The following is a 24,034-nucleotide window of genomic DNA, read 5'->3' on the forward strand; positions in this document are numbered from 1 at the left end:
GAATAAAGACAGAAGTACATACAGAAAAAGATCTATTAAAAATGATAGGCGATGAGAAAGAGAAAATTCTTAAAGATGATTCATTAAAAAAAATATTTGAAGAAATTGATAAAAAGATAACTACAATCCCACTAAGAGAGTTTAGAGATTATTTATTTGAAAATAAAGAAATCTTGCCTGAACTATCAGACTTGAAGCAGTTTAGAAAGATATTATGGATTTCATATTTGAAGAGTAATATCCCTCTTTATCAAACTCTTATAGATGAATATCAAAGAGGTAAAGTCGAAATAAAAAAAATAATTGATAAGGCGCGAAATGAAAAAACTGAATGGGAAAATGTAATTGAAATATTTAATAGAAGATTTTACGTTCCATATACATTAAAGGTAAAGAACAAAGAGGATGCCGTCCTTAAGGACGAAGCACCAAGTGTGGAATATTGCTATAAAGATATTGATGGAAATATTGAAGATATCAATGGGGATTTGTTATTAAAGGTATTAAGTCAGGGTGAAAAAAGAGCTCTATACTTGTTGAATATTATTTTTGAAATAGAATCAAGAAAAAGGTTAGKGATAGAAACACTATTTATTATCGATGATATTGCGGATTCATTTGATTACAAGAATAAATATGCAATCATTGAGTATTTAAAAGAAATAACTGAAAGTAGTAATTTTTGCTCAATAATATTAACACACAATTTCKATTTTTTTCGTACAGTTCAAGATAGGGTTATGTATAGCAGTAAGTATAAAAATTCATATATGGCTATAAAAGAAAAGGAAAAAATATCCTTAGTTGCTTTAAGATACAATCATATTAGTAAACCATTTAGTGAGTGGAAAGATGACCTGAATGATAGTGCCAAATTAATAGCAACAATTACTTTCGCGAGAAATATTTCCGATCATATTGGTGAAACTGAAATATTTAATAGACTGACGTCACTCCTACATATAAAAACCGATAGCTATTCTTTAACAGTGAAGGATTTAGAGGGGATTTATAAGAACATATTTAGAGATTTGGATACTTTAATATTAGCAAATCATGAAAAAAGAATTATTGATTTGATTTATGAAGTAGCAGAGGGGATTGTTAATTCAGAGATTGAAATAGGACTCAATTTAGAAAACAAAATTGTTTTATCTATTGCAATTAGGTTAAATGTAGAAGTATATATGATTAATAAAATTAATGACCAAGGGTTTGTTTCTGGAATTAGAAAAAATCAGACCGCAGCTCTCTTTAAAAGGTTTAAAGAGATGTTCCCTGATGATGAAAAGAGCATCAAAATTATTGAAAGAGTGAATTTAATGACTCCGGAGAATATCCACTTAAACTCTTTTATGTACGAACCAATCTTAGATATGTCTGAGTTTCACTTAATACAACTATACAAAGAAATACAACAATTGATTGCTCAAGAAGTGTTAACTGAAACAGAAGCACAGGCAGCAGCTGGACAAGATATCAAATCTTAATGTGAGAGATTATATCATTTCTATAAATTGTGTAATTGAATATGTTTTATTCTAGTTTAGAAGTGAAACAGAATGTCACTGTACTTAATTAGAGTGTGGAAGTATGCATTCTAAAGTACCAGGGTTCAGTCAAAATACTATACGAACCATAACATGCTTCCGGTGAGATAAAGAATGGAGTTTGCCTAGTATGAGTAGTATAGCGTTGCAAACGAGTGTTGAAGTTTGGGAGTATTTATTGATGCAAGGGGGATTGGACCCGAAGTATTACGATGTGGCCATTATAGATGAAATGAGAGGGAAGCTAAAACTAAAGTCGAGTATAAAAAATGATTTCAAACAAGAGTTAGAGGTTAACCAGATTGAAGTCGAACAATTAATAATTGCCTTTTTTGAAGTGGCAGCCCCGTTTTCCGTCATGATGTCTGATCTTCTTGTGCAGTTTGAGAAATCGGGAGCGTTTAGATCAGCTAACAATTTGAAAGTGAGGTTTGATTTCGATTCGAAGGTAGACGCTTTGGAGTTTGATTTACAGCATTTTCGGTCCTGGCAAACGCAATTTATTTATGCATTACGACCTGTTAATGTGTACAAGGTCAATGTAGATGATTTCATTAAAATGTATTCTGATTTGCGAATATACTTGGATGTGTCCGGACGTAACTGGAACCCGCAGCATCAGGAAGTGAAGTTCTGGATAAAAGAGTACGACAATGGTTTTCTACCGAAATTCTCTCCTGCCTTCCTCTCGGTCGGAAATGCGGAATTCGATAAGGTGTTTGGCAGTCTGTATGAAGTGTGGCAGCAAGTGTGGGCGGACTGTCTCTATCATCAAATAACTAGAGATTCGATCAGACAGAGCGGAACAGTTAACGATGAATATCTGCAATGTCTTCAAATATTGGAGTGGGATAGATGGMTTAGTCAGTTTCTTCTCATATTAGAGGTTCTTCATAGCAGGATGATAGGTAATGTGGAAGAATCTTGTTTATTGAAAGCAGTCCGTATAATAAATGAAATGTTGGCCTACTTGCCTAGAACGCTTCGCAACAAATCAGTTTTAACTCAGGAATTAATGTCGTTTCTTGAGCTTCCTATCTGGAAGAAACGCTATGATTTATATGCTGCGTGGATATCAACTCAAATGATGACAGCTATAAACGATACAGTTATGAATTATATTCATGAGGATGGAGCAGTAACGTTTTCGTTTGCGAGAACTCATTTGGCTACCTCGCGTAAGTACAACCCTACGCTGGAGTTGTGGTCGGAGTTGCGTACACCATTAGCCAATCCAAAGGGCAAATCACGTTTAAGAAACATTCAACCTGACTATTCATTATTAACAGAAATTTCAGATGCAGAGAGAAGCACTTTGCTTGTAGTTGAGTGCAAGCAATATCGCAGGGCGGGTTCGAAGAACTTTGCTCTTGCTCTGGAGGATTACTCCCGTGGCAGGCCAAATGCGCGAGTGATTATTGCCAATTACGGGAAAGGGAACTCTGATATCGTGGCCAAAGTGGATAAGAGCTTGCGGTCGCGCGTAAAAGTCATTCATGAGATGCGTCCACACTCGTTCTTGGCGATACAGGAGTTTCAAGATTATATTTTGGAGACGATTGCTCAAAAATGCGTCGAACAAGCACCTAAAGCCGTTGTAACTACACCGGAGGTTCAGGAAAAAATTACTACAAAATCTGCTGCGGTACCCTTACGTGTCACGTTATCTTGGGTTGAGGAACCTAAAGATTTGGACCTACATCTTGCGATACTGACACCAGGTAGCATGGATACTCCAGTTACAGTCGATTATCGAGACCGTGGAAGCCTTACGTCCTCTCCATGGGCGAAATTGGGAGAGGATAAGCAAGAAGGATTCGGTCCTGAAGAAATTATTGTCTCTCAATGGTTTCCCAGTGGCGTGTATCATTTTACTGTGAACAACTTCTCTAATGAGATTTCACTTACACAAAGCAAAGCGAGAATCGTCATCTCTCTGAACGAACAACTACCGATAGAAGTTCTTTGCCCTGTTATGGGAGTCGGTGAAACGTGGGAAGTATTCTCGTTTGATTCCGAAAGTAGTCAATTAAGGATTTACAACCGACTGCAAAAGAAATTGTAGAGTGACTTCTCAATAATCAACAAGACCTCGAATCGTGGATTGCATAACCAGGGTCCATTGATGTCGATATTTGTCATAAACTACAAATCGCATCTATAAATGAATCCTGAAATTCACCCTACTTATGATACGCTGAACCGTACCATAAGTAGGGTGAGACTTGTGGTGTTAATTGCTTGAGAGGCGTGTTAAGTTCCCGATTGGTTGTAAAGTGCAGGAGAGGTCAATTTGGGGAATATAGTTACACAGTCTTCACCGAATCTATGAGTAAATTGCTCGGAATCAAACTTTGTCCAGATGCTTTTTTTGGATTGTCTGGGAAGAGTTCCTCTTCTGTAAGTCCATTAAAAATGGATTCCGAAATTATTCTATCTGAACCAGCAAAGGGGTGGCAGGTGTGTGTACCGGAAATCCTCGATGCAGTTCTAGTCCGATTTTGACTCCCGTTCCGCTGCATATTTTCCAGTCTCCTTGCAATAAGGGATAACCTTTTGTTCCCATTGCCATGCGAGTAATTCTAGATAATCATTCGGTCATGGCGCAATAGCCTAATTGGGATATAGAGCACTATCAGAATCTCCTGGGCAACCGGAAAATCCATTAACAACAGGTACTTCAATATGCAAGAGAAATCGTCTTCATAAAATCGTTGTGGAAAATCTGCGAAATCTTTTTTTGAGGATGAAGTGTATTGGGCTTTACAATATTTTGAAATTGTATTATATTTGTATGCGCAAGCAATTATTTTTGGAAGTGAGGTAAGAACCATGCTGGGGACCTATTTAAAAGAATGCCTGTACTTTACCGCGAACCGACTGGGTCGAGTCATTACCAAAATGGCAGAAGATGAGTTTGCTACTAGTGGTTTATCGCCCACATCTGCCTTTTTATTGATGGCTGTTTATGAAAAGGAAGGGATTTCGCAGAAAGAGTTAGGTGAAATTCTCCATCTGCAACCGTCAACAGTGACCAGACTTATTGAGAAGCTTATCATCAAGGGATTGATCACAAATCGTGTGGAAGGGAGATTATCACTTATTTTTTCCACGGAAAAAGGTAAGGCTTTGGAAGAAAGTATCAACGAGTGTTGGAACAACCTTCGTAAACGGTACGCCAAATTATTGGGAGAACAGGAAGGGGATGAACTGTCACTTCATCTTTATAAAGTAAGTGATCAATTAGAAAATATGGAATGATGACTCATTCTTTATTTAGGTCAATAGTTGCTTGTGCAAACAATTATATTTAAAAAACAATGCGAATTAAATACATTACCTAGAGGAGAGATCATATGAACAATGATGCAGTTAAAAAGGTAGCTGTCGAGGATAAGAAGCCAATATTGATTCTTGGCGGCACAGGCAAGACCGGTCATCGTGTGGCAGAGCGGCTAACCGCACGCGGCCTGCCGATACGAATCGGTTCACGTTCGGGTGAGCCCTCATTTGATTGGGAGAAGCAATCAACCTGGTGTCTTTGCCGGAACAGCCCTAGCGTCTGTCGTCCTGACGATCATCTCCTTCTTCAGGTGGGGCGAGGCCGGAACTAACTATCTGCTGGCAGGCAGCTTGATCTATCTCATAGGCTCCTTTCTAGTGACTCTGGTGTTCAACGTTCCGCTGAACGATGCGCTTGCTGCCGTAGATCCAAGTAGTGCTCAGGGTGCTGACTTATGGACTCGATACACGACCAGCTGGACGGCCTGGAATCATGTACGCACGGTAGCTTCTCTTGCCTCACTCCTATCATTTATCCTCGCATTCCGATGCTGGGGCTAACTTATTTCATAACAATAAAAGACAGTTCAAAATTAAGGAGGACTGCCGAGTCAATGGAATCGGCAGTCTTTTTAGCTAGGAAAGGAGTTGAACGATGCACAAGCAATTTTGAAAATTTAAGTGAACCATTTAATAATAAACCACATTGAACAAATCATTCACCATTGAAGGAGATCTGCACCAGGTACGTTTACATGTACCTAAGCAAATATGGAGTGGATACCACACGAAGAAAATCTCAGAAATCGATTACACACGTCCGATTCCGGACTGAGGCACCCACAAAGGTGCCTTTTTGATTTCGCTGTATAGATGATAAGGTGAACCGTACCACAAATAGGGCGGAATTTTTGTTATTAATTCCTTATAGGGAGTGAAATGAGATTATCATTCAGCTAATGAGATGGATAGAACCGCTGCCGGAACTTATACCCACTCCTACGACGATTCATTAACCATAGGCCAACACTCCTCGCAAATTCCTTTATTTGATTTATTCAACAAAAATGAAAGAGCCCCTCAATGAATAACGKGGCTCTTCATTCGTGTCAAATCAACTATTTTATGGTCTTATTATACTGGAGGATCAGCATATACGTGCTGCTCTATCTACTGAGCCTGCCACTCTGCAATCAGAATTTGCACGTTAGCCGTTAATATTGCCTTGGCTTCTGCGCTAATATCATTTTTATTTCCTTTTTTATTCAGGTCCTTCAGGAAATCTTCCAGACTTTTTACCGCTTGTTTCGTTTTCCCTTTGTCATAATGCTTTTCGGCTTGCTCCAACGACTTATTGAGGTCCTTAGCGAGACGTTGCTCTAACTCYCCTGAAGCTACATAGGCGTTTATTTGGCTCCTGATTAGCGTTAGGTCCACATCTATCACTTCTTCGACCCAATTAATCGTGTAATTCAGCTTCGATACACCGTCTGTTCCAGTAACATGAATAATCGTTTGGTTACCGATCACTTCTACCGTTACCGTTGCGCCCGATTGTGTCGGAACAGCAGCTACAGCAGCAGCAGAGGATTCTTCTACTTCATAGCTCAGTACACCTGGCGAGAATTTATCGACAGCAGCTCCATCAATGGTCAACGATACAAGAGTTGCATCTGTTTGAGGAACCGCAATTCTATATACAGATGTACCCGCCTCTGGTACATAATAGATGCTACCGTCAATGCCAAGTGTCATGACGTTGACGAAGCTGTCAGAAACAATCTTATATTGTAGTGTTTCTGGATCAATCGCTATGAGTTTACGTGACAAAGTCGTGTACAATAGACCATCTGGCGCAAAATCCAGCTCATAAGGCAGCACCTTACTTGAATTGTACATGCTTGGCTGGATCATCTTGCTCTTCACAATTGATTTTGTCTCAACATCCATAGCAAAGATCGTTCCGTCAACGACACCCCAGAGCAGCCCGTCTGGTCCGAATTTTAATCCGCCAATCATACGAGGAGTTTCATCGATGAGCAGATCATCAAGTGTAAACTCATCCATTTTCTTTCCTTGGGCTACATCCCATACGAACATTTTCGCTTCTGGTTCACTAGGGTCAACGCCTAGTCCGCCCCATACGGATGTACTTCCGTACAGCAGTCCATCCTTGTATGCTAAGCTAATAATACTTTGGTTTTCAATTACATGATCGTACTGCGTCCATGTATTCGCAGCTTCATCGTAAATAAGGAGCGCACCTTCAAGGAACCCGTAATCTGCAACAGTACCAACGAACAGCTTATTTTCTCCCGAAGTGATTGCAAAAGGCCGATCCTGATGCTGAGTATCAAATTCAAGCTTCGGATTGATATTCAGCTCAACTTCCTTAGTCGGATCATAGCTGTACATGATGGCGGAAACATAAGTTCCATAATACACCTTGTTATTCAAGAAGCCGATGCCTTCAGGCTGCGCGAACGAAGAAATACTAACATCAATGGTAGATGTAACCGGATTGTATACACTCATACCGCGTTGGTATCCGCCCAAGTAGAGGCGTCCGTCAAAGCCTGTTTCCATGGATTGAACATTAACAGGCTGAGCATCAATCTCCAGTTCAATGAATTGCATCCATTTGTCCGTTGGATCGATCAGAATGTACTCGCCGTATTGCGTAAGCATAGCTAATACCGTCTGACCAGCCTTTTCGCCGCTATTCATTTGAATCCAAGCGAAATCCTTAACACGGCCTGTATCGGGAACCGGGAATGGAAGAACGACTTCCGTTACCGCCTTCGCCGCTATATCGTATTGGTAGAATTTTGTTAAGTACTTGAAGTAAATTAAATTTGGATTATAAGGCGCTGGTTCTGAGATCATAGCGCTTTGCTGGAAGCTGGCTTCGACCTCAAGTGTTTCAAGATCCATGACGACGATATTAACGGTGCTTACGGATACAAACAGCTTTCCGCCATGGACATATACATCGGCCATTATTCCAGTTGTACCAGAGTATCCCGGAACGTGAATCTCTGTTTTCTCGCCAGTTGCACGATCAATTCTGAACAACTTAGCCGTCGCGCCAAGGGAGGCATAGATATATTGATTATCAACCGCAATGCCGCGAATATAATTCTGACCGTCATCAACAACACCATAGTTACGGAACTCACCCGTCGTGATGTTATATTCAAACACTTTACCATCGGTTAAGTTATTAAAGGTAGCACCGTAAATTTTGTCATCGATAGCTTCAAGGTCCCAGACCCAGTTATCTGTTTGATTGAATCCAAGCTTCTCGATTCTTTTCTCTACAGGCAAGTAGCGGTATAGAATACCATCCTCAGTTCCTGAAAAATAAACATTTTTCTCTGAATCTAACGTCATTGCCCAGGTTGCTATCGTACTCGGGATGACCTCCTGGAACTTCAGCTTGCCCGTTTCACCGTCAACCACAAAGAATGTGCCTGGTTTACCGTTGGTTACAAAATAAGCTTCATTTTCACCATTTGCATTTGTTTGAACAGCACCCGCTTGGCCTAGGTTTACGTATACCATTTCCCCAAGATTGTCTGGAGCTTCATATTCGCGGTCAAGCGGAGTTTCAGGCTCTAGAATCACATAGGAAATGTCATCGAAATAAGCCTCTGTCAAGCTTGGGTCACCAGAATACATTGCGACTCTTGCATAGAGGGCATTTGAAGGAACAGTGGACATCAGCCTCATCGTTGACCATTTCTCAGTTCCCAAGGATACCCCTGAAAACAAGGATTGATTCGATCCAACCTGTTCATTGCTTGCATTATAATAGTAAATTTCAGTCACGATGTTGTGTGATTGTGAAATCACGTAGACATTGGATGATAGAACCATGGTATCCCCAGGTGTTACAGCAAGCTTCTCGCCTATCACTCGGAAACCTTCCGTTGTAGAGATATCTTTAAAATACAAGCTTCTTGCTCCACTTTTAAAAATATTTGTGCTGAGCGACATAATGCCAGTACCAAGCGCTGTCGTCCAGCCAGGAATGCTTGCATTGACCAGATCCTCTTCAAACCCAGGGTTGGTCAGCTCTGGCTTAAGCTCTGGGTCTGGAGGTAACGGACCCTCTTCACCAACAATGACATCCGCATCATCGGCATATACCCTTGTTAAGCTTGGAAAGCCTGAATACAGGCCTATTTTAATATAAGCTGTTCCTGCAGGAGCGGTGCCTGTAACAGAAAGTTTGTACCATTCACCGACAGGCACAGTATCCTTTCCATAGTTCACAAAATCATTTGCTTTTACCTGAACGCCGACCTCGTTATAGTAATGAATAGCCGGCTGTACACCGTGGCTTTGATCAGCCGCATTTTCTTTATACATATAAATACTGAAGGATATCGGATCACCTTCTGCGGCTGTAATCGCATTGCTCAGCACTCGGAAATGACCGACTGGCTGGGTGCCGGCTGTCTTATCCCAGAAGAGTAAGCTGTTGCTTCCTGTTCTTGCACGCGTAGAACTAAGTTCAATGCTACCGTGTGCGGCTGTAGATTCATCTACCTTCCAGCCTTGAATTTGTCCGTCTGCTAAATCAAGCTCAAAGCCAGGATTAAGGAAGTCTTCTGAAGGCACCTCAAACCCCGGTGTTGGTGTCGGAGACGGTGTAGGAGTAGGAGTAGGAGTTGGTTCAGGCTCTACCGGAACAATACTTACAGACGCATCGTCTGCATAGAGCTTTGTTAGGCTTGGGAAGCCCGAGTACAAACCAACTTTAATATAGGCTGTATTAGCGGGAACCTGACCTGTCACTGTCAGGGCAAACCACCTGTCAACAGGGACCGCACTCTGTCCATAATTGACAAAATCATTCGCCCTCACGTTTTGGCCTGCTGCATTGTAATAATGAATGACGGGCTGAATGCCATGGCTTTGATCCGCTGCAGCCGCTTTATAGACCTCGATTGAGAAGGTTACTTTATCTCCTGTTGTAACCGGAATTCCATTACTCAGCACTCTAAAGCTGCCGTTAGGAGAAGTGCCGCTTACCGTATCCTGAAACAACAGGCTGTTTGCGCCTGTCTTCGCATACTCGCTGCTAAGAGCAATAGAGCCGAATGCAGTTGTGCTGCTTTCCACAGCCCAGCCTTGAATTTGACCATCTACCAGCCCAAGCTCAAAGCTTGGATTAATCAGTTCAGCTGAAGATTGATTTTGTTCATCTGCATAGACCGAGTTAACTGGGAACGCTCCCAAAATAAGCGAAAAACAAAGTACAATGATTCCAATAAGCTTCATTTCTGATTTTTTCATGTGATCACTCCTTAAACCGACTGGTTTTTATCCAATAATTATGCAGAAACCGGGATATAGTCGTTTTCATAATAAGAAGGCTTAGGTACCACCCCTTTCTTTTACATCTTGTTTATATCTGTTGTTGTATTATATAGAAAGAATGTATCATGCGTCTATCGCTGATAACGTCTAGTATTGTCGTAAATTGCCTATAACGGTTTTTAATTATTGATTTATTTCTGACAAGCAGTTTCACCCTATAGATGTTACGGGGAACCTGTATCTTAAATGACGCAAACCTTTGACTGAAAGTAAGAGAGAAACCCTTGAAAAAAATTAGAAGGGGAGGGAGAAGTTCATGAGCAGATACGCCATATTTGGATACGACCCTGGTGGTAGGGATATCGGAATGGTGCTACTGTGTTAATCCTAAGTAGTAAAATGACGGTTCTGCATATGCACTTAAAGGCAACACAATCTGTTGATGAAACATTAGATTTTTACTGTGATATATTGAAGACCTACCCTGAGGAAATGGAAGTGTTAGGAGCAGGGATAGATACTTGTTTAAGTTGGTCTACGAAAGCGGGAGGAAGTCGCCCGATGGACGTATATTTGAGAAACACGTATGGATTAAATGTACAATCACCTAATAGTCTAAGGGGATCCATGCTTACCCAAGGAATGAGCATGTCTATAAAAGTTTGCGAGATTTATGGTAACTCTACTTTTGTACTAAATGAAAGCCACCCTAAAGTGGGGTATTATGCAGAATTCAACAAAACTTATAGCTATAATTTTAGTATGTGGTGGGAGTTAATTGGACTGATTTGTAAATATAATCGTGATATTATTAATAGTGATGATATATCGTGTATTCCATACGCATATTTCGACAATGATCAATTCGAACTTATATATAGTAATGACCATGTATGGGACGCACTGTTTGCAGCTTTTACAGTAGTAAAGTATTGGATAAATCCGGGGAAACAATCGTATAACGATCTAATGATAAATGCCCAAACCAAAAGAACATACAGTGATTTGGTGATGCCAATGGATACAAAGGAATATTCACACTATTTTTGGATTTAGGTAGGCAACCAAAACACCATGCCTTCAGCATTGTGAGAGGTAGATGTCATATTATTCCTTTATTTCCTAATAGGGGTCATTCATATAGCAAAGTATTTTTATCTTTCTCCTCTGCAATCAGTGAGGATTGAACGAAAGTCGATATCATTATGAACGCCCGAAATCTGGATAAATTAGGAGAATAAGACAGCGCATTATGGACGTTGCAGCAATCGGAACGCATCGCATTGCCAGGTCCCTGAGCGTACCCTTTTTCCTTTGTGATACTTTACATGACCTATGCACTTCGTGTAAGTTTTCTGGTAAATCATTAAGTTTAAAAAAGACTTGACATTTCAGAATCACCTTAATAATCAAAAAGGATACCGTTGGTACAGGTATATCTTCTAGATGATAGGTGATTTCCCAATGAAAGCGTTACAGAAACCAAAGTTCAAAGATTTATCACACGGAGAATGCGCAGGGGCTCCCATCCTAAAAACATTATGGGGTCGCTTTGACTTCTCGCTGCTCTTAACCCAGTCTGGCATATTCAAACGTTGCGGTGCTCCTTCGTGGTTAATTTGTTTTCTCTATGTAATCGGGCTGGTTTCAAACTGCTCATTGGTTAACCAAATTGCAGATTTAGCTGAAAGGGACGCATTACTGAAAATCATGTTTAAGTCATGGAAGCTTGCGCAGTATACGTTGAGTCGGTTTTTCTCGGCACAATATGCTTGGAAAACCTTTGTCAGAAAACGCGTAGAGCGATTGCAACAAGAGTCCGAAACCCGTTTGCAAGAAGGGGATGTTGTGAATCTGGATGATACTCACAGTGTTCACCCCTATGCTAAAAAGCTCCCCTTTCTAAGTTGGCTTTATGACCATTCGACTAAGCACTATGTTTGGGCTATGAATCGTGTGGTCATCCAGGCTGTTCTAAAGAATGGATTAGCGTATCCACTTTTCTACAGTGTTTGGCACAAACCAGAGTTCTAGACGCACTTGATGCGCAATATATTGGATGCTACGCCTAAGTCACTTCGAGACGAGGTGAAGGCACATGTTCGCGCTATCTATGAAGCGGCGGATGTCAAGATTGCGCGTTTACTTTTAAAGCAGACGATGAGTCACTTTGAACAGACAGCGTCCAAAGCCATGATCGTGTTAGAGAATGGCTTTGATGACGCGACAGCAATTCTAGATCTGCCAGCTCCCTGCCGAGTTCGCACACGTACGACTAATATAGTAGAGCGCCTAAACTCCGAGATTAGACGTAGAGAAATCGCGATACATATTTTTCCAAACCGGGACTCTGTCATTAGACTTCTCGGTGCATTGCTAATGGAGATGGATGAAAAATGGTCGGTCGAAAAGAAGTATTTGGAGATGAAAGGCTACCATGAATGGCGCAAACGTGCTGTAAAAACAACCAATAAAGCTACACCTATTAAATAGATAATCTTATCGAGGATTTTACACACAAATATGGACTTGACCATAAATGATGATGACTTACAGTATCTAGTCGGAAAGCAATTTAAATTGTTTGCTTTACAACAAAACACCCTTTGTTTGGTGAAATGAGAGTAACGAGCAATCATTTCCAAACAGAAAGGTGAACATGGTTGTCAAATCGGACATTAACAGTACATGGGGCACCCTAATAGGCAATGTCATTAAGTTAAGGCGCAGAGCCAGATATCAAGAAAAAGAGCAGGTTATCGAAAAGATAGCCCGCTCTTTTTTTGCGCGAAAATAAAAAAAGACTTGACAAGCAGTTGAAGATGTGTGGCGTAGCCCCTTGAAAAAAACGAGGAGGTTTCGCCAATGAATGAGTACGCGAATTCGCTAAAAGTAACGCTGACATCCCTCATACGAGAAATGTCATCCGCACCAGCACCCTATGTCAAAAATCCTGAAAAAGATTTTACCCGAAAGAAAAAGTTGCCTTTTGAAACGGTTATGCAACTCCTGATCTCAATGGGTGGCAACAGCCTATATAAAGAACTCTTGGAATCGCAAGGCTATGACGTAAACACGGCGACGACGTCTGCTTTTGTTCAGCAAAGGAATAAAATCCTGCCGTCTGCTGTGGAATTCTTGTTTCACGCATTTACAGAGTCGTATACGGATATCAAGGACTACCGGGGGTATCGATTACTTGCCATTGACGGTTCGGATTTAAATATCGCAACAGACCCTGCGGACAAGGACACCTATTTTCAAAGTCAACCGAACACAAAAGGCTTTAACCTCCTGCATTTGAATGCAGCCTATGACCTCTGCAACCGACTTTACCTGGATGCCATTGTCCAGCCACGAAGGTTGTGCAACGAGGGACGGGCGCTAGCGGCTATGGTCGATCGTTCCCCCATCAAAGGCAAAACCATTGTTACGGCCGATCGAGGTTATGAAAGTTACAACAATTTTGCGCATGTTGAGCGCAAAGGGTGGAACTACGTCATACGGGTCAAGGATTTGGATTCTAATGGCATTCTTTCGGGCTTGCGTTTGCCCTCTAGCGGGGAGTTTGATCGTGACATTCATCTGACACTCACCAAAAAGCAAACCAAAGAGGTCAAGGCTCATCCCGAGATATACAGGTTTGTCCCTTCCACGTCTACCTTTGATTTTTTGGATGTGCAGGAGAACTTGTTTTACCCGATTTCCTTTCGGGTTGTTCGTTTTGTCCTGCCGAATGGCGCTTATGAAACCGTCATTACAAATCTTTCTGCCACTGATTTTCCGCCGGATGAAATCAGATCCATTTATAACATGCGATGGGGCATTGAAACCTCGTTCAGGGCATTAAAGTACACCGTTGGTCTGACGAATTTTCACGCAAAGAAGCAAGAGTCCATCATCCAAGAGATTTTCGCAAGAATGATCATGTACAATTTCGCTGAAATGATGACCTCGCACGTCGTCATTTCACAAATGGATAAACAGCACCCCTACCAAGTCAACTTCACGGTCGCCGTTTACGTTTGTAGACATTTCCTGCGCTCATGGGATGATGAACCCCCGCCCGATGTTGAAGCGCTGATTCGAAAAAACATTTTGCCGATTCGACCCATTCGCCCAGGGCAGAAGAATACGCGCAAAATCCGTTCGAAATCAACAGTTAGCTTCGTTTACAGAGTAGCATAGTTCAGTTCACATGAACATTTTTTTAAGTGGATATTCCATCCGCTTTGTTTGCTGTTCGTTTTTTTCTTTGCTTGCAACAAAAAACAAACGGCACAGGGATTTTCCCATGCCGTTTTGTATTCCATTTTTATCCCCGGTCTTGTCTTTGAGCTTAACTTAATGACATTGCCCTATGAGGTAGTAAGGGAGAGGACTGCTTTCACCTGTTTTTGGCAATGTGCTTAGCGGAACCTCCTCATCATCGATTATCACAGTTGTATCATCAGTAGGTGGCTGTTCATTCTCATCCGTTGATCCTTTGACGACGGTTGTTGGTGATGGTGTAGGTGATGGATCAGTTGTAGCTGATGGAGTAGGTGTTGGTGAAGGTGTGCTCTCAGGTGTAGGCGATGGTGATGTTGTTGTCGTTGCCGTCGGTGTAGGCGATGGTGTTGTCGGTGGTGTCGTCGGCGGTGTCGTCGGTGGTGTTGTCGGCGGTGTYGTAGGTGGTGTTGTCGGCGGTGTCGTCGGCGGTGTCGTCGGTGGTGTTGTCGGTGGTGTTGTCGGTGGTGTTGTCGGTGGTGTTGTCGGTGGTGTTGTCGGTGGTGTCGTCGGTGGTGTTGTCGGCGGTGTTGTCGGCGGTGTTGTCGGCGGTGTTGTAGGTGGTGTTGTCTCTGTTGGACATGGTGTGTTATTGCTTGCTTTTGTTATATTCTTTTCACCCCATGAGACTTTCATATCAAAAGGGCCCTCAATGGCATTTGTTGTGAAAGATATGGATTTATTTTTCAGTACGGTACCGCTGCCGGATTGAAGAGTTCCGATAGCCGCCCATGAGAAAGGCACATCAATATTACTTTCATTTGTTACCGTCCATTCTCGTTGTCCTGAAGGATTGACACAGGCATTTTCTACATTGAGTTTAGGATTGTTGATGACAGTTTTATTCACTGATGAATCATTGGTGACTACAAATTGGGTGCCCTCGGGTAAATTTGTTGTAAAGCCTGGCAATGTAATTTCTTTTAGTTCATATGTGCCGACTGGTAATTTGATGAATTCTAGAATACCATCTTCATTAGTAATGCCTTTTGTGAAAAAGACACCGTTCTTCCATAGCTCAAAGGTAACCCCAGCATGAGGAAGAGATACTTCGGATTCCATATAGAGATATTTATTGATGGTAATCTCTCCACAGCTTCCTTGGTTAACGACTGCTGTCTTATATGAGTCTCCATGACCACCGGTTCCTAATTCCCTTTGTTCTGGTCCGCTATAAACGTCGATTTGGTACGGAGCACATTGGGGCAGGTTAATAGTAACCTCATGCTTTCCAGCTGTATTATATATTTGGGTTATGCCATCAAAAAATATTTGTTTTTCAAGGGGGTGCCCGTTAACGTCTGGAGTTATACCAATAGGGAAACCATACACAGAGAAACTAACTTGCACGCAAGGTTTTATTGTACTGAAATAGGCAGTAGCTGTTCCATCAATATTAATGACTATTCCATTGTCATCTTTATTGTTAGGGAGTTTGGTACCTTGAGGGTGCATTAGTATATCTGTGGATTTAACAGATGGATTTGAGCAGGCGTCGTTAGTATTATTTTGCTCATCGCCTGGAACAGATTCGTCCGCACCTGCTGCCATGACAAGCGAACTTAATGATATCGATAGTATAAGTAAAATAGCAAGCCCTAAAGATAACCTCTTCTTAAATCTTTTCACAATCTCACACTCCCCTTAGATTGGTGGTCGAGTTCTAAGAGGGCCGGTTACACTACTAGCTCCGTATAATCCAAGTGTCCAAATGTAGATTATACATCATCGCTTCCCTAGATATGAAGAATGTACGAAATCCATCTTCTCTCTGCTCCCTTAGCATACGTATATTACATATGCGTGAAGATGTAGTAAAATGATAACATATATTGTAAATTGCTCAAGAGGGTTTATTTGTCGCTTTTTGACTGAAAAAATTAGGTTATTTTTTTGAAGCGGAATAAGCAATTACACATTTTATTATCTTGTCCTTTTACAGGGGAACCACTGGGCGCCTTGTGGCATATAGTGTCACAAAGAGGAGGTGGCCTCGATGTTTGGACTTCTACTTTTGGTGATTGGATGTTATCTATTGGCTGCATTGACGGTGCATCTGGTTTATCGCATTCAGCAAGGACGACTGGAATCCAGTAAGCACTATGTATGGATTGCAGATAGTCGGCAAAAGAATATGGAATGGTATATGCGTTCATTGTTTTCTTTTTCGCGGAGAATGGGGAAGGACGTTCGATTGACGATCGTTGACAGTGGAGTATCCGAGGAAACGCTTGCGATAGTTGAACGATTGGCTAAGGAGAACAATAAAGTGAGGGTATACCCAAGGTTGGTGGAGCCTTTAGCTCAAAAAGAAGATGGTAAGCGCTCACACCTAACACGGACCGATGCTACACAATTGCTATGGTTGCTGCAGGCAGAAGGGTTTGTATCCAGTGCTGACCATGCGGTGCTTGTCGATCTTCATAATCCAGCAGATTTGTCGAAAATGCCGTTCTAGTATATACTATGCGGTAGTTAAATATTTGGAGTGAAGCACACTCAATGACGCCTTTGGCGTTGTTGGGTGTTTTTTTGCGTTTTGGGGGTGTGAGGGAGGGGTGGGTAGGTGAGGGACCGGGCGCCGGGATGTCTTTTGCTGGATTAGAATCGCAAAACACAAAACGCGTAGTACCACATACGAAACACAAAACACAAAACACATTAATTAGTGAGGTTACTCAATAAATTGTGAGACTAATCTCACTAATAGCAGTGGTTTGGGGTATTTATTTGGGTTTAGTGAGTCAAACCTCACTCCCCATGAGGAAAGTCTCATCGCCAGTGAGGTTTGCCTCACTAAATAATAATGGGAGAAATAGAAGCGTTGAGAATTGTGAGGGGAACCTCAAACTTATTGAGATAATCCTCACTAAAGAGAGGCTTTTGCTAAATAAGGGCTACTTTTAAGACAACAAATTGTGACTAGTGTGTTTTTAGTAGGAGTGGGCAGCAAAACTCGGCTTTTTGTGCATAAGTGGGTTGGCATGGTGACTGAGGCAGGTTGGATTGAAATGATATGTCTTTGGGGTTGTAATTAAACCTTTGAACCGAAGGAAAGTAGATTGGAACAAACGATAGCGATCGTCATTCAGGTAAAGGGCTGCGGAAGTGATGATTGATGAGCGTGACGAGGAGGCTTTTGTTCCAGCAGCCTTAGCAATGTCGAGAGGCTATGGAAACGTGAGGAAGTGGAGGTTCAAATATGAGGGCTCATGTGTATATTGTTGAGGTTAATGGAAATTGGTTAGCTAAGTTAACCATTTTTTCGGCAGTTGATCGACACTTTTGGATGGATGGCGACTTCGGAGAGGGAGGAAGATTGAATTCTGCAATAGCTGAGTCAGGTTGGTTGTGGCAGGAGGCATTGCCGCTGGGTATAGCGTACAGGGTGGTGGAACTTTGGGAAGAGCATTTAAAGAAGCACGATTCCAAAATTGGGATGAATCTTAGTAAGTCTGAGCTTAATGAGGCAACTAAAAAGCGGAGACCAATTGAGGCTCTTAATAGGTTGTACAAATGTGTAGAGGAAGCTAAGCGGGAGGCGGACACAGGAGTGGGCGATAAGAAAGGGGAGTTGTGGGAGAAGTTGTTTGGTAGGTGGAGGAATCAGAATGATGGATTTGCTGAGCGTGAGGGGAATAATTTAGTTGCTAAGGCGGAATGGTGGGGGCGGGTAAGAAATGTTAGCGAGCGTGGGGGAGCGGGAAATACGAGGAGTGCGGGCGAGCATGAGATAGTGATAAGTGGGAGGAGTGGAGACGAGCGAGGGGGAGTAGGAAATGCAAGGAGCGGCAGCGAGAATTGGGTGGCGGGAAGTTCGAGGAGCGGTAGTCAGCATGAGGGAGCAGGAAACGCGAATAGCGGAGGCGAGCATTGGAGTGTGGAAAGTGCGAGGAGCGGTAGCAAGCCAATCGGAGTCGGGGATGTAGGGAGTAGTAGTGAGCATGAGGGTGTCGGAAGAGCGATTAGCGATGCCGAGGCGGGGTGGCTTGCGGCAGCAGCGAAGCATGCTGCTAGGTTGCTCGAGGGGCGTGCGCTATTGCGAGGCGAAGTGCACGACTTGCTTGAGGGCGCTAGCCTGCCCGGTGCCGCAGGCAGTTGGAGCGGAGTGCTCCAGCTTGCTGCGCTGCTCCGGCGGGTGCGCCTGCGCGGATCGGTCGCCGCGGAAAGCGGGCGGTCGGGGGTGAGGAAGCGCCGAAGGCGCGAACGCAGCTGTTTGCGCTGCGGGAGTGGCGAGGCGTTGATGCTCCGCACGGCATGTGCCGCGTGCGGGAGGCATTGTGCCTATTGCACAGCATGTATTGCAATGGGAAGAAGTCGTGAATGTGAGCTGCTTATTATAGGGAAACGAGAGTTCCTAGAGGATGGTTTTACTGATGCTGGGAGTGGTAGTAAAAGTAGTACAGGTAGTATAGGTAGTAGAAGTAGTAATGGTAGCAGTAGTTGTAGTAGAGGTAATGATGATAATAGTAATAGTAATAGTAATAGTAATAGTAATAGTCACGCAAGCGGACAAGCTTTATTAGATTTGAATCAGAGGCTCGCACATTGGAACCTTAGTCCTGCACAAACGGCTGCAGCTGCAAAAGCCCTTCAGTTTGTTGAAGAACGGCAAAATGGTTCAGTTAGAGCCGCTTCAAGTGTATCAAATAAAACGGGGCTCTCATTTAATGAGGTGAAGCCTATTAGAAACTTTCTTTTATGGGCGGTTACTGGAGCGGGTAAAACAGAAATGATCTTTCCGCTTGTTGAATCAGTGCTGCTAAGGGGAGGGAAGGCGCTGATTGCGACACCGCGTCGTGATGTTGTGATTGAGCTTGATCCGCGTATTCGGAAAGCTTTTCCTCATGCAACTGTTGTCACCTTGTATGGAGGAAGTGTGCAGAGATGGGAGAGCGGCGATATCACTCTATCAACAACGCATCAATTACTGCGGTTCTATGAAGGTTTTGATCTTGTAATAGTTGATGAGATTGATGCTTTTCCTTTCCACGGAGATAAAATTTTGCAGTATGCAGCGGATAAAAGTTGTATGCCTGGCGCAGCGAGGTTACTATTATCTGCTACGCCTCCGAGCAATTTGCAGCGGGCTGCGAAGCGTGGAAAACTCCCTCACGCAAGGGTACCCGTTCGCTTTCATCGACATCCTCTACCCGTACCTAAGCTGGTAACCACAACCGCTGTAAAACAAATGCTGCTCTCAGGAAAGCTGCCAAAACAGCTTATAGCTGCTATGCAGAATTCGCTTGTACGCGATGCGCAGCTGTTTGTCTTTGTGCAGAGAATCGCACAAACCGAGCCAATGGCTGCATTGCTCCGCAAATTGCTCAAGCATTCTGCAATTGCAGCGACATCATCGCAGGATCCTGATCGCGCGGAGAAGGTACAGCATTTTCGGAGCTGCCAAATTCGTGTTCTCGTTACCACTACCATATTAGAACGAGGAGTTACTATACCAAGAAGTGACGTTTATATTTTGGATGCGGATGGACGTTTGTTTGACGAAGCTTCTTTGGTTCAGATGGCAGGAAGGGCAGGCCGCTCCGCAGACGATCCTTTCGGCAGTGTTTATTTTTGCAGTCGAGAACGCAATCGATCACAGGTAGCTGCTGTACGCCACATACAAGCGATGAACCGCATAGCGCGTAAGCAAGGTTTTTTACATCCAAAAAGAAAGAAAGGAAGAGCGACGCCATGAATCACTCGCTATCTCTATTTTTTCAGCGTGTTCGTTCCGCTTTCACAGCTTCCCTCACAGCCTCCTCGCAGCTGCTCGCTCCAAACTCTGCCGCCTGCTCGGTATGCGGCAAACCGCATAGCCAAGCTCGCAGCGAGAGCAGCCTTAACCACAAGAAGCTGCCGACCCAGCTTCTCCAAACCGTTTGCGGAGTTTGCCTCTCCGCAATACCTTGGCTCACCCGCATTATATGTCCCCTCTGCGGCCGCGGTATTCATTGTGAGGATTGCATTCGCGCAACTAGCCGATCGTTTCAATATAACCGCAGTGCGGTCTATTACAATCAAACGATGAAACAGTGGCTCGCCCAATACAAATATAGAGGAAATGAACATCTTGCACCTGTGTTGGCAAATATGCTGCTTCCGGCTTTTGAAAAAATGACTCAGGAGCTAAGCGGACAAGACAGCTCTTCCACTCGCCAATGTTTTCGACAACCTGATCTTTACTCCAAATGCTGGGATGCAATCACCTATGTGCCGATAAGTGCCGAGCGTGCAGAGGATCGGGGCTTCAATCAAGCAGAGCAGCTGGCATCGCATATCGCAGGCCGATACCGTTTACCGCTCCTTCAACTGCTTATTCGAGATCGTCATACAGAGAAGCAAAGCTTTAAAACGAGATCCGAAAGAATGCGGGATACAAAACAACTATTTAAAGTGAATCATAATGATTTTCAAAAACTGCAACCAAGCCCCATAGACAGTAATAGTACAAAAAACTCACCTCACAAGGGTCTAAGAATCCTGCTTATAGATGACATTTATACAACGGGAAGTACGGCTGAGTCCTGCGCCAAAACGCTCTCCTTGCATGCCGAGCAGCCACTTGAAGTTTATATTTTGACATGGGCGCGTTCATAAATAATTTATTGAACTCTTAAAATATACATAGATTCATAGTGAAAAAGTTAACGCTATCGATTAGAATATACCTAATAAGTCGTATTATGACGAAAATGAGGGGGCTCAGAGCGATGAATCTAGATAATTGTCCTCGCTGCGGAAAGCTTTTTGCCAAAAATTTTAGAGATGTATGCCCGGTGTGTATGCGTGATCTTGATAAAGAGTACGAGCTTTGTTCCAATTATTTGCGCGAATTTAAAGGTGCTATCATTACCGAACTGTCCGATCAAACCGGTGTATCGATCAAACAAATTACGAAGTTCATTCGCGAAGGCCGCATTTCGATGGTAAACGCTCCTAATTTGTCATATCCATGCGAGTCATGTGGTACACTTATTCGAGAGAACCATATTTGCGATAGTTGTCGCAAGCGATTAACGAAGGACAAACAGCATATGAACGAGGATGCAGCGAGGAAAGCGGATATTTTCGCATCAAATGCGTCGAATTTGGTTTATAAGGGACTCGACAAATATAAAGATAAATAAACGAATGAAGCAATATTTTAATGTCTATAAAATTTCACTTGACTGAAGCCGATAATACTTGTAAAGGTATTCGGCTTTTTTAGTTATTGCAAATAATGGGGTGGATAAATTGAAGATAAATGAACCAAATCGAATCGGAGCAATGAATCCTTATCAGAAGCAAAAGGACGCTCATGCAATCGGAGTTAACAAAGCGCGTAAGAAGGACGAAGTTCAAATCTCGGCAGCTGCCAAAGAAATGTTGACAACAAGTCAAGCGAGCGGGGCAGAGAGAACTAAACATATTGACCAACTTAAACAGTCGGTAGCATCGGGTACGTATCATGTGGAAGCCGGCAAAATCGCCGAGAAGCTGCTTCCTTACCTGAAGGAGTAATCCTCTAATGAATGAATACATTCAACAAATTCTAAACGTGTTGCAAGAGCTGCTTGACGAGCATCGGCAATTAATTGCTTATGGTAACGCTAAGACGGAAGCCATTTCCGCGAACAATGTGGAATCCATCTCGTACATTTCAAGCAAAGAGAAGAAAAGCCTTCCGCGATTGCTAGAGCTGGAGCAGCGGCGGATTCTTTTAGTTGGTAAGTATACGGTGGAGCAAAAGATAACAACTCAACGCTCTTTTAGAATGGAGAGGCTTATCCAAGCCGTTTACCATGCTGAAGAGAAGCAGCAGCTTCAATTGAAGTGGAGAGAGCTATCGGCTGTCATGAAAGAATTGCAGGACATCAATGAGTTCAATCAGCAGCTTGTTAAGATGACATTGGAATATTTGCATTTCACTCAGGATTTGCTTCTTGGACCGGAAGAAGAAGAAGTAACCTATCATCGCGCAGTTCAGGGTATAGCCAATAATCGTAACAGTCGTTTTAATACGAGAACATAAGAGAAGAGGACAAAATACGATGGCATCTACATTTCATGGCTTAGAAACGGCAAGGCGCAGCTTGTTTACAACCCAGTCTGCTCTAAATACGACGGGACATAACATCGCTAACGCCAATACGCGTGGTTATTCACGTCAAGTGGTGAACATGACGGCGTCGAGACCAATCGATGCGGTAGGCTTCTCTAAGTCGACTGCGGCTGGTCAGCTAGGAACAGGCGTCGAAGCAAGCTCCATTACACGTATAAGAGAAAAGTTTCTTGATAATCAATTTCGTAATGAATATAAATCACAAGGCAATTTCACCGTACAATTAGACACTCTCTCTAAATTAGAAGGAATAGTGAATGAACCAAGTGATACGGGATTAAGAACGGTAATCTCGAATTTCTGGAATTCATGGTCCGATCTTAGCAAAAATCCGGAAAACGCTGATGGCCGCAAGGTTGTTATGGAACAGACGATGGCGATGGTGGATTCATTTAACTACACAGCAAAGCAGCTTGGTGATCTTAAAACAGACTTAACGGAAAATGCAGCAATCAATCTAGATACCGTTAACTCGATGGCAACAACCATTGCCCAGTTAAATGGTGAAATTCGCCGGATTGAAGGCTTAGGCGATAACGCCAATGACTTGCGTGATCAACGTGATTTGATTACAGATGAGTTGTCGGGTTTGATGAATATTCGCGTAGAAGAGCAATCTAACGGTTATAGAATTACAATGGGTGATACCGAGTTAGTTCAAGGAACAGCGACAGCTACGCTGGATATGGCGGCAATAGAAACGGCAGTTGGTTCAGGTGAATTGAATAGTGGAGCCATATACGGAACGATATATGCTAGAGATCATTTTGTAGAGGGATACATTGGGGAGCTTAATAAGCTTGTTCAAACGATGGCGAGTGGTGAGTTTGAAGTTACACTGCCAAAGGGTTCTGTTCTGCCAGAGGGAACCGTTTTAAATAATGTGACGTATGCAGGAGCAAATCGTACGCTAACCGAAGATACAACGGTTACTGTGAAAGGTTTGAACGGATTGCATCAACTTGGATACTCATTGGCTGGACAAGATGGCGGCCTGCCACTATTTACAGATAGCACAGGTGGAACAACGGGACTTAATGCTGGCAACATCACACTTAATCCAGCAATTTTGGCTAACTCTAATCTCATTGCTACTTCTATGCGCGTAGAATTGAATGCAGATGGTTCAGAGTCAGTAATTAGTGGTAATAACTCATTGGCTGTACTTTTCTCGCAAATGAGAGATACTCGTATGGATTTTGATGCGGGACCGGGTGAGAACAAAAATACGATGGACGCTTATTTCCGTTCCATTGTTGGTCAGCTTGGCGTACAAACAGCCGAAGCAACACGAATGCAAACGAATCAACAAATTATAGTGGATCAAGTTGAATCACGCCGACAATCAGTGAGTGGTGTATCTCTGGATGAGGAAATGTCTAATATGATTAAGTACCAGCATGCGTACAATGCAGCTGCACGGAATATGACAATGATTGATGATATTTTGAATAAAGTTATTAACCAAATGGGACGCGTAGGCTTGTAAAAAACTGAG

At 42.8% G+C, this 24,034-nt stretch carries 17 protein-coding genes, 2 pseudogenes and 1 riboswitch; of the genes and pseudogenes, 16 read left to right on the forward strand and 3 right to left on the reverse strand.

Annotation, left to right across the window (positions count from 1 at the left end; translation table 11 throughout):
* Together AC1DWN_RS09755 and AC1DWN_RS09760 are read left to right on the forward strand one after the other, a co-directional pair.
* Positions 1 to 1,490: hypothetical protein (locus tag AC1DWN_RS09755; RefSeq protein ID WP_477558707.1), on the forward strand; the 1,490-nt coding region annotated here is incomplete at its 5' end.
* Positions 1,491 to 1,680: 190 nt separating this feature from the next.
* Positions 1,681 to 3,615 (forward strand): hypothetical protein, encoded by a 1,935-nt coding sequence (locus tag AC1DWN_RS09760; RefSeq protein ID WP_477558708.1) that lies wholly within the window; start codon positions 1,681 to 1,683, stop codon positions 3,613 to 3,615.
* A 381-nt stretch (positions 3,616 to 3,996) separates the two neighbouring features.
* On the opposite strand, the pseudogene AC1DWN_RS09765 reads toward AC1DWN_RS09760, so the two are convergent.
* Positions 3,997 to 4,308 (reverse strand): annotated as a pseudogene (locus AC1DWN_RS09765) (sugar phosphate isomerase/epimerase); the annotation flags it as partial.
* On the opposite strand from AC1DWN_RS09765, the gene AC1DWN_RS09770 reads away from it, so the two are divergent.
* The 3 genes from AC1DWN_RS09770 to AC1DWN_RS09780 all read left to right on the forward strand — a co-directional run bounded on the left by AC1DWN_RS09770 (position 4,302) and on the right by AC1DWN_RS09780 (position 5,393).
* Positions 4,302 to 4,811, forward strand: a complete 510-nt coding sequence (locus AC1DWN_RS09770; protein ID WP_477558709.1) for a MarR family winged helix-turn-helix transcriptional regulator — start codon at positions 4,302 to 4,304, stop codon at positions 4,809 to 4,811. The pseudogene AC1DWN_RS09765 and the gene AC1DWN_RS09770 sit on opposite strands and share 7 nt — an antisense overlap.
* A 95-nt stretch (positions 4,812 to 4,906) precedes the next feature.
* Positions 4,907 to 5,164: a hypothetical protein gene (locus AC1DWN_RS09775; RefSeq protein ID WP_477558739.1), complete on the forward strand. Its 258-nt coding sequence runs from the start codon at positions 4,907 to 4,909 to the stop codon at positions 5,162 to 5,164.
* Complete coding sequence (locus AC1DWN_RS09780; protein WP_477558710.1) at positions 5,049 to 5,393, forward strand: anthrone oxygenase family protein; 345 nt, start codon at positions 5,049 to 5,051, stop codon at positions 5,391 to 5,393. The genes AC1DWN_RS09775 and AC1DWN_RS09780 overlap by 116 nt, the downstream gene beginning before the upstream one ends.
* A 609-nt stretch (positions 5,394 to 6,002) precedes the next feature.
* Here AC1DWN_RS09780 and AC1DWN_RS09785 read toward each other — a convergent pair.
* Complete coding sequence (locus AC1DWN_RS09785) at positions 6,003 to 10,136, reverse strand: FIMAH domain-containing protein (protein ID WP_477558711.1); 4,134 nt, start codon at positions 10,134 to 10,136, stop codon at positions 6,003 to 6,005.
* Positions 10,137 to 10,574: 438 nt separating this feature from the next.
* Between AC1DWN_RS09785 and AC1DWN_RS09790 the strand changes: the two genes are divergently transcribed.
* The 4 genes and pseudogenes from AC1DWN_RS09790 to AC1DWN_RS09805 all read left to right on the forward strand — a co-directional run bounded on the left by AC1DWN_RS09790 (position 10,575) and on the right by AC1DWN_RS09805 (position 14,348).
* A complete protein-coding gene (locus tag AC1DWN_RS09790; RefSeq protein WP_477558712.1) occupies positions 10,575 to 11,216 on the forward strand; it encodes a hypothetical protein in 642 nt (213 codons plus the stop codon).
* 408 nt (positions 11,217 to 11,624) lie between these two features.
* Positions 11,625 to 12,194 (forward strand): hypothetical protein, encoded by a 570-nt coding sequence (locus tag AC1DWN_RS09795; RefSeq protein ID WP_477558713.1) that lies wholly within the window; start codon positions 11,625 to 11,627, stop codon positions 12,192 to 12,194.
* Positions 12,195 to 12,653 (forward strand): annotated as a pseudogene (locus AC1DWN_RS09800) (transposase); the annotation flags it as partial.
* Positions 12,654 to 13,025: 372 nt separating this feature from the next.
* Complete coding sequence (locus AC1DWN_RS09805; protein ID WP_477558714.1) at positions 13,026 to 14,348, forward strand: IS4 family transposase; 1,323 nt, start codon at positions 13,026 to 13,028, stop codon at positions 14,346 to 14,348.
* Between the two features lie 156 nt (positions 14,349 to 14,504).
* On the opposite strand, the gene AC1DWN_RS09810 is transcribed toward AC1DWN_RS09805, so the two are convergent.
* Entirely contained in the window at positions 14,505 to 16,058 is a 1,554-nt protein-coding gene (locus AC1DWN_RS09810; protein ID WP_477558715.1) for a SpaA isopeptide-forming pilin-related protein, read from the reverse strand.
* A 32-nt stretch (positions 16,059 to 16,090) separates the two neighbouring features.
* A riboswitch (cyclic di-GMP riboswitch) is annotated at positions 16,091 to 16,171 on the reverse strand.
* A 254-nt stretch (positions 16,172 to 16,425) separates the two neighbouring features.
* Between AC1DWN_RS09810 and AC1DWN_RS09815 the strand changes: the two genes are divergently transcribed.
* From AC1DWN_RS09815 to flgK, 7 genes are all read left to right on the forward strand, one after another.
* Positions 16,426 to 16,887 carry a hypothetical protein gene (locus AC1DWN_RS09815; protein ID WP_477558716.1) on the forward strand — a complete coding sequence of 154 codons (462 nt, stop codon included), beginning with the start codon at positions 16,426 to 16,428 and terminating at the stop codon, positions 16,885 to 16,887.
* Positions 16,888 to 17,631: 744 nt separating this feature from the next.
* Positions 17,632 to 20,127 (forward strand): ATP-dependent helicase ComFA, encoded by a 2,496-nt coding sequence (locus AC1DWN_RS09820; RefSeq protein WP_477558717.1) that lies wholly within the window; start codon positions 17,632 to 17,634, stop codon positions 20,125 to 20,127.
* Positions 20,124 to 21,029, forward strand: a complete 906-nt coding sequence (locus AC1DWN_RS09825; RefSeq protein WP_477558718.1) for a ComF family protein — start codon at positions 20,124 to 20,126, stop codon at positions 21,027 to 21,029. Before AC1DWN_RS09820 ends, AC1DWN_RS09825 begins: the two co-directional genes overlap by 4 nt.
* Before the next feature lie 113 nt (positions 21,030 to 21,142).
* Complete coding sequence (locus tag AC1DWN_RS09830) at positions 21,143 to 21,559, forward strand: TIGR03826 family flagellar region protein (RefSeq protein ID WP_477558719.1); 417 nt, start codon at positions 21,143 to 21,145, stop codon at positions 21,557 to 21,559.
* A gap of 109 nt (positions 21,560 to 21,668) precedes the next feature.
* Positions 21,669 to 21,935: a flagellar biosynthesis anti-sigma factor FlgM gene (gene flgM, locus AC1DWN_RS09835; protein WP_477558720.1), complete on the forward strand. Its 267-nt coding sequence runs from the start codon at positions 21,669 to 21,671 to the stop codon at positions 21,933 to 21,935.
* Positions 21,936 to 21,942: 7 nt separating this feature from the next.
* Positions 21,943 to 22,446: a flagellar protein FlgN gene (locus AC1DWN_RS09840; RefSeq protein ID WP_477558721.1), complete on the forward strand. Its 504-nt coding sequence runs from the start codon at positions 21,943 to 21,945 to the stop codon at positions 22,444 to 22,446.
* A 19-nt stretch (positions 22,447 to 22,465) separates the two neighbouring features.
* Entirely contained in the window at positions 22,466 to 24,025 is a 1,560-nt protein-coding gene (gene flgK / locus AC1DWN_RS09845) for a flagellar hook-associated protein FlgK (RefSeq protein WP_477558722.1), read from the forward strand.
* The last annotated feature ends 9 nt before the right edge of the window (positions 24,026 to 24,034 follow it).

This window comes from Paenibacillus sp. P4_A7, assembly GCF_056402455.1.

What these genes read in the sequence shown, in the direction of transcription:
- AC1DWN_RS09830 (WP_477558719.1), top strand. Translation starts at nt 21,143, where the DNA reads ATGAATCTAGATAATTGTCCTCGCTGCGGAAAGCTTTTTGCCAAAAAT.
- AC1DWN_RS09840 (WP_477558721.1), top strand. Translation starts at nt 21,943, where the DNA reads ATGAATGAATACATTCAACAAATTCTAAACGTGTTGCAAGAGCTGCTT.
- AC1DWN_RS09795 (WP_477558713.1), top strand. Translation starts at nt 11,625, where the DNA reads ATGAAAGCGTTACAGAAACCAAAGTTCAAAGATTTATCACACGGAGAA.
- AC1DWN_RS09825 (WP_477558718.1), top strand. Translation starts at nt 20,124, where the DNA reads ATGAATCACTCGCTATCTCTATTTTTTCAGCGTGTTCGTTCCGCTTTC.
- AC1DWN_RS09775 (WP_477558739.1), top strand. Translation starts at nt 4,907, where the DNA reads ATGAACAATGATGCAGTTAAAAAGGTAGCTGTCGAGGATAAGAAGCCA.
- AC1DWN_RS09805 (WP_477558714.1), top strand. Translation starts at nt 13,026, where the DNA reads ATGAATGAGTACGCGAATTCGCTAAAAGTAACGCTGACATCCCTCATA.
- AC1DWN_RS09815 (WP_477558716.1), top strand. Translation starts at nt 16,426, where the DNA reads ATGTTTGGACTTCTACTTTTGGTGATTGGATGTTATCTATTGGCTGCA.
- AC1DWN_RS09820 (WP_477558717.1), top strand. Translation starts at nt 17,632, where the DNA reads ATGAGGGCTCATGTGTATATTGTTGAGGTTAATGGAAATTGGTTAGCT.
- AC1DWN_RS09790 (WP_477558712.1), top strand. Translation starts at nt 10,575, where the DNA reads ATGCACTTAAAGGCAACACAATCTGTTGATGAAACATTAGATTTTTAC.
- flgK (WP_477558722.1), top strand. Translation starts at nt 22,466, where the DNA reads ATGGCATCTACATTTCATGGCTTAGAAACGGCAAGGCGCAGCTTGTTT.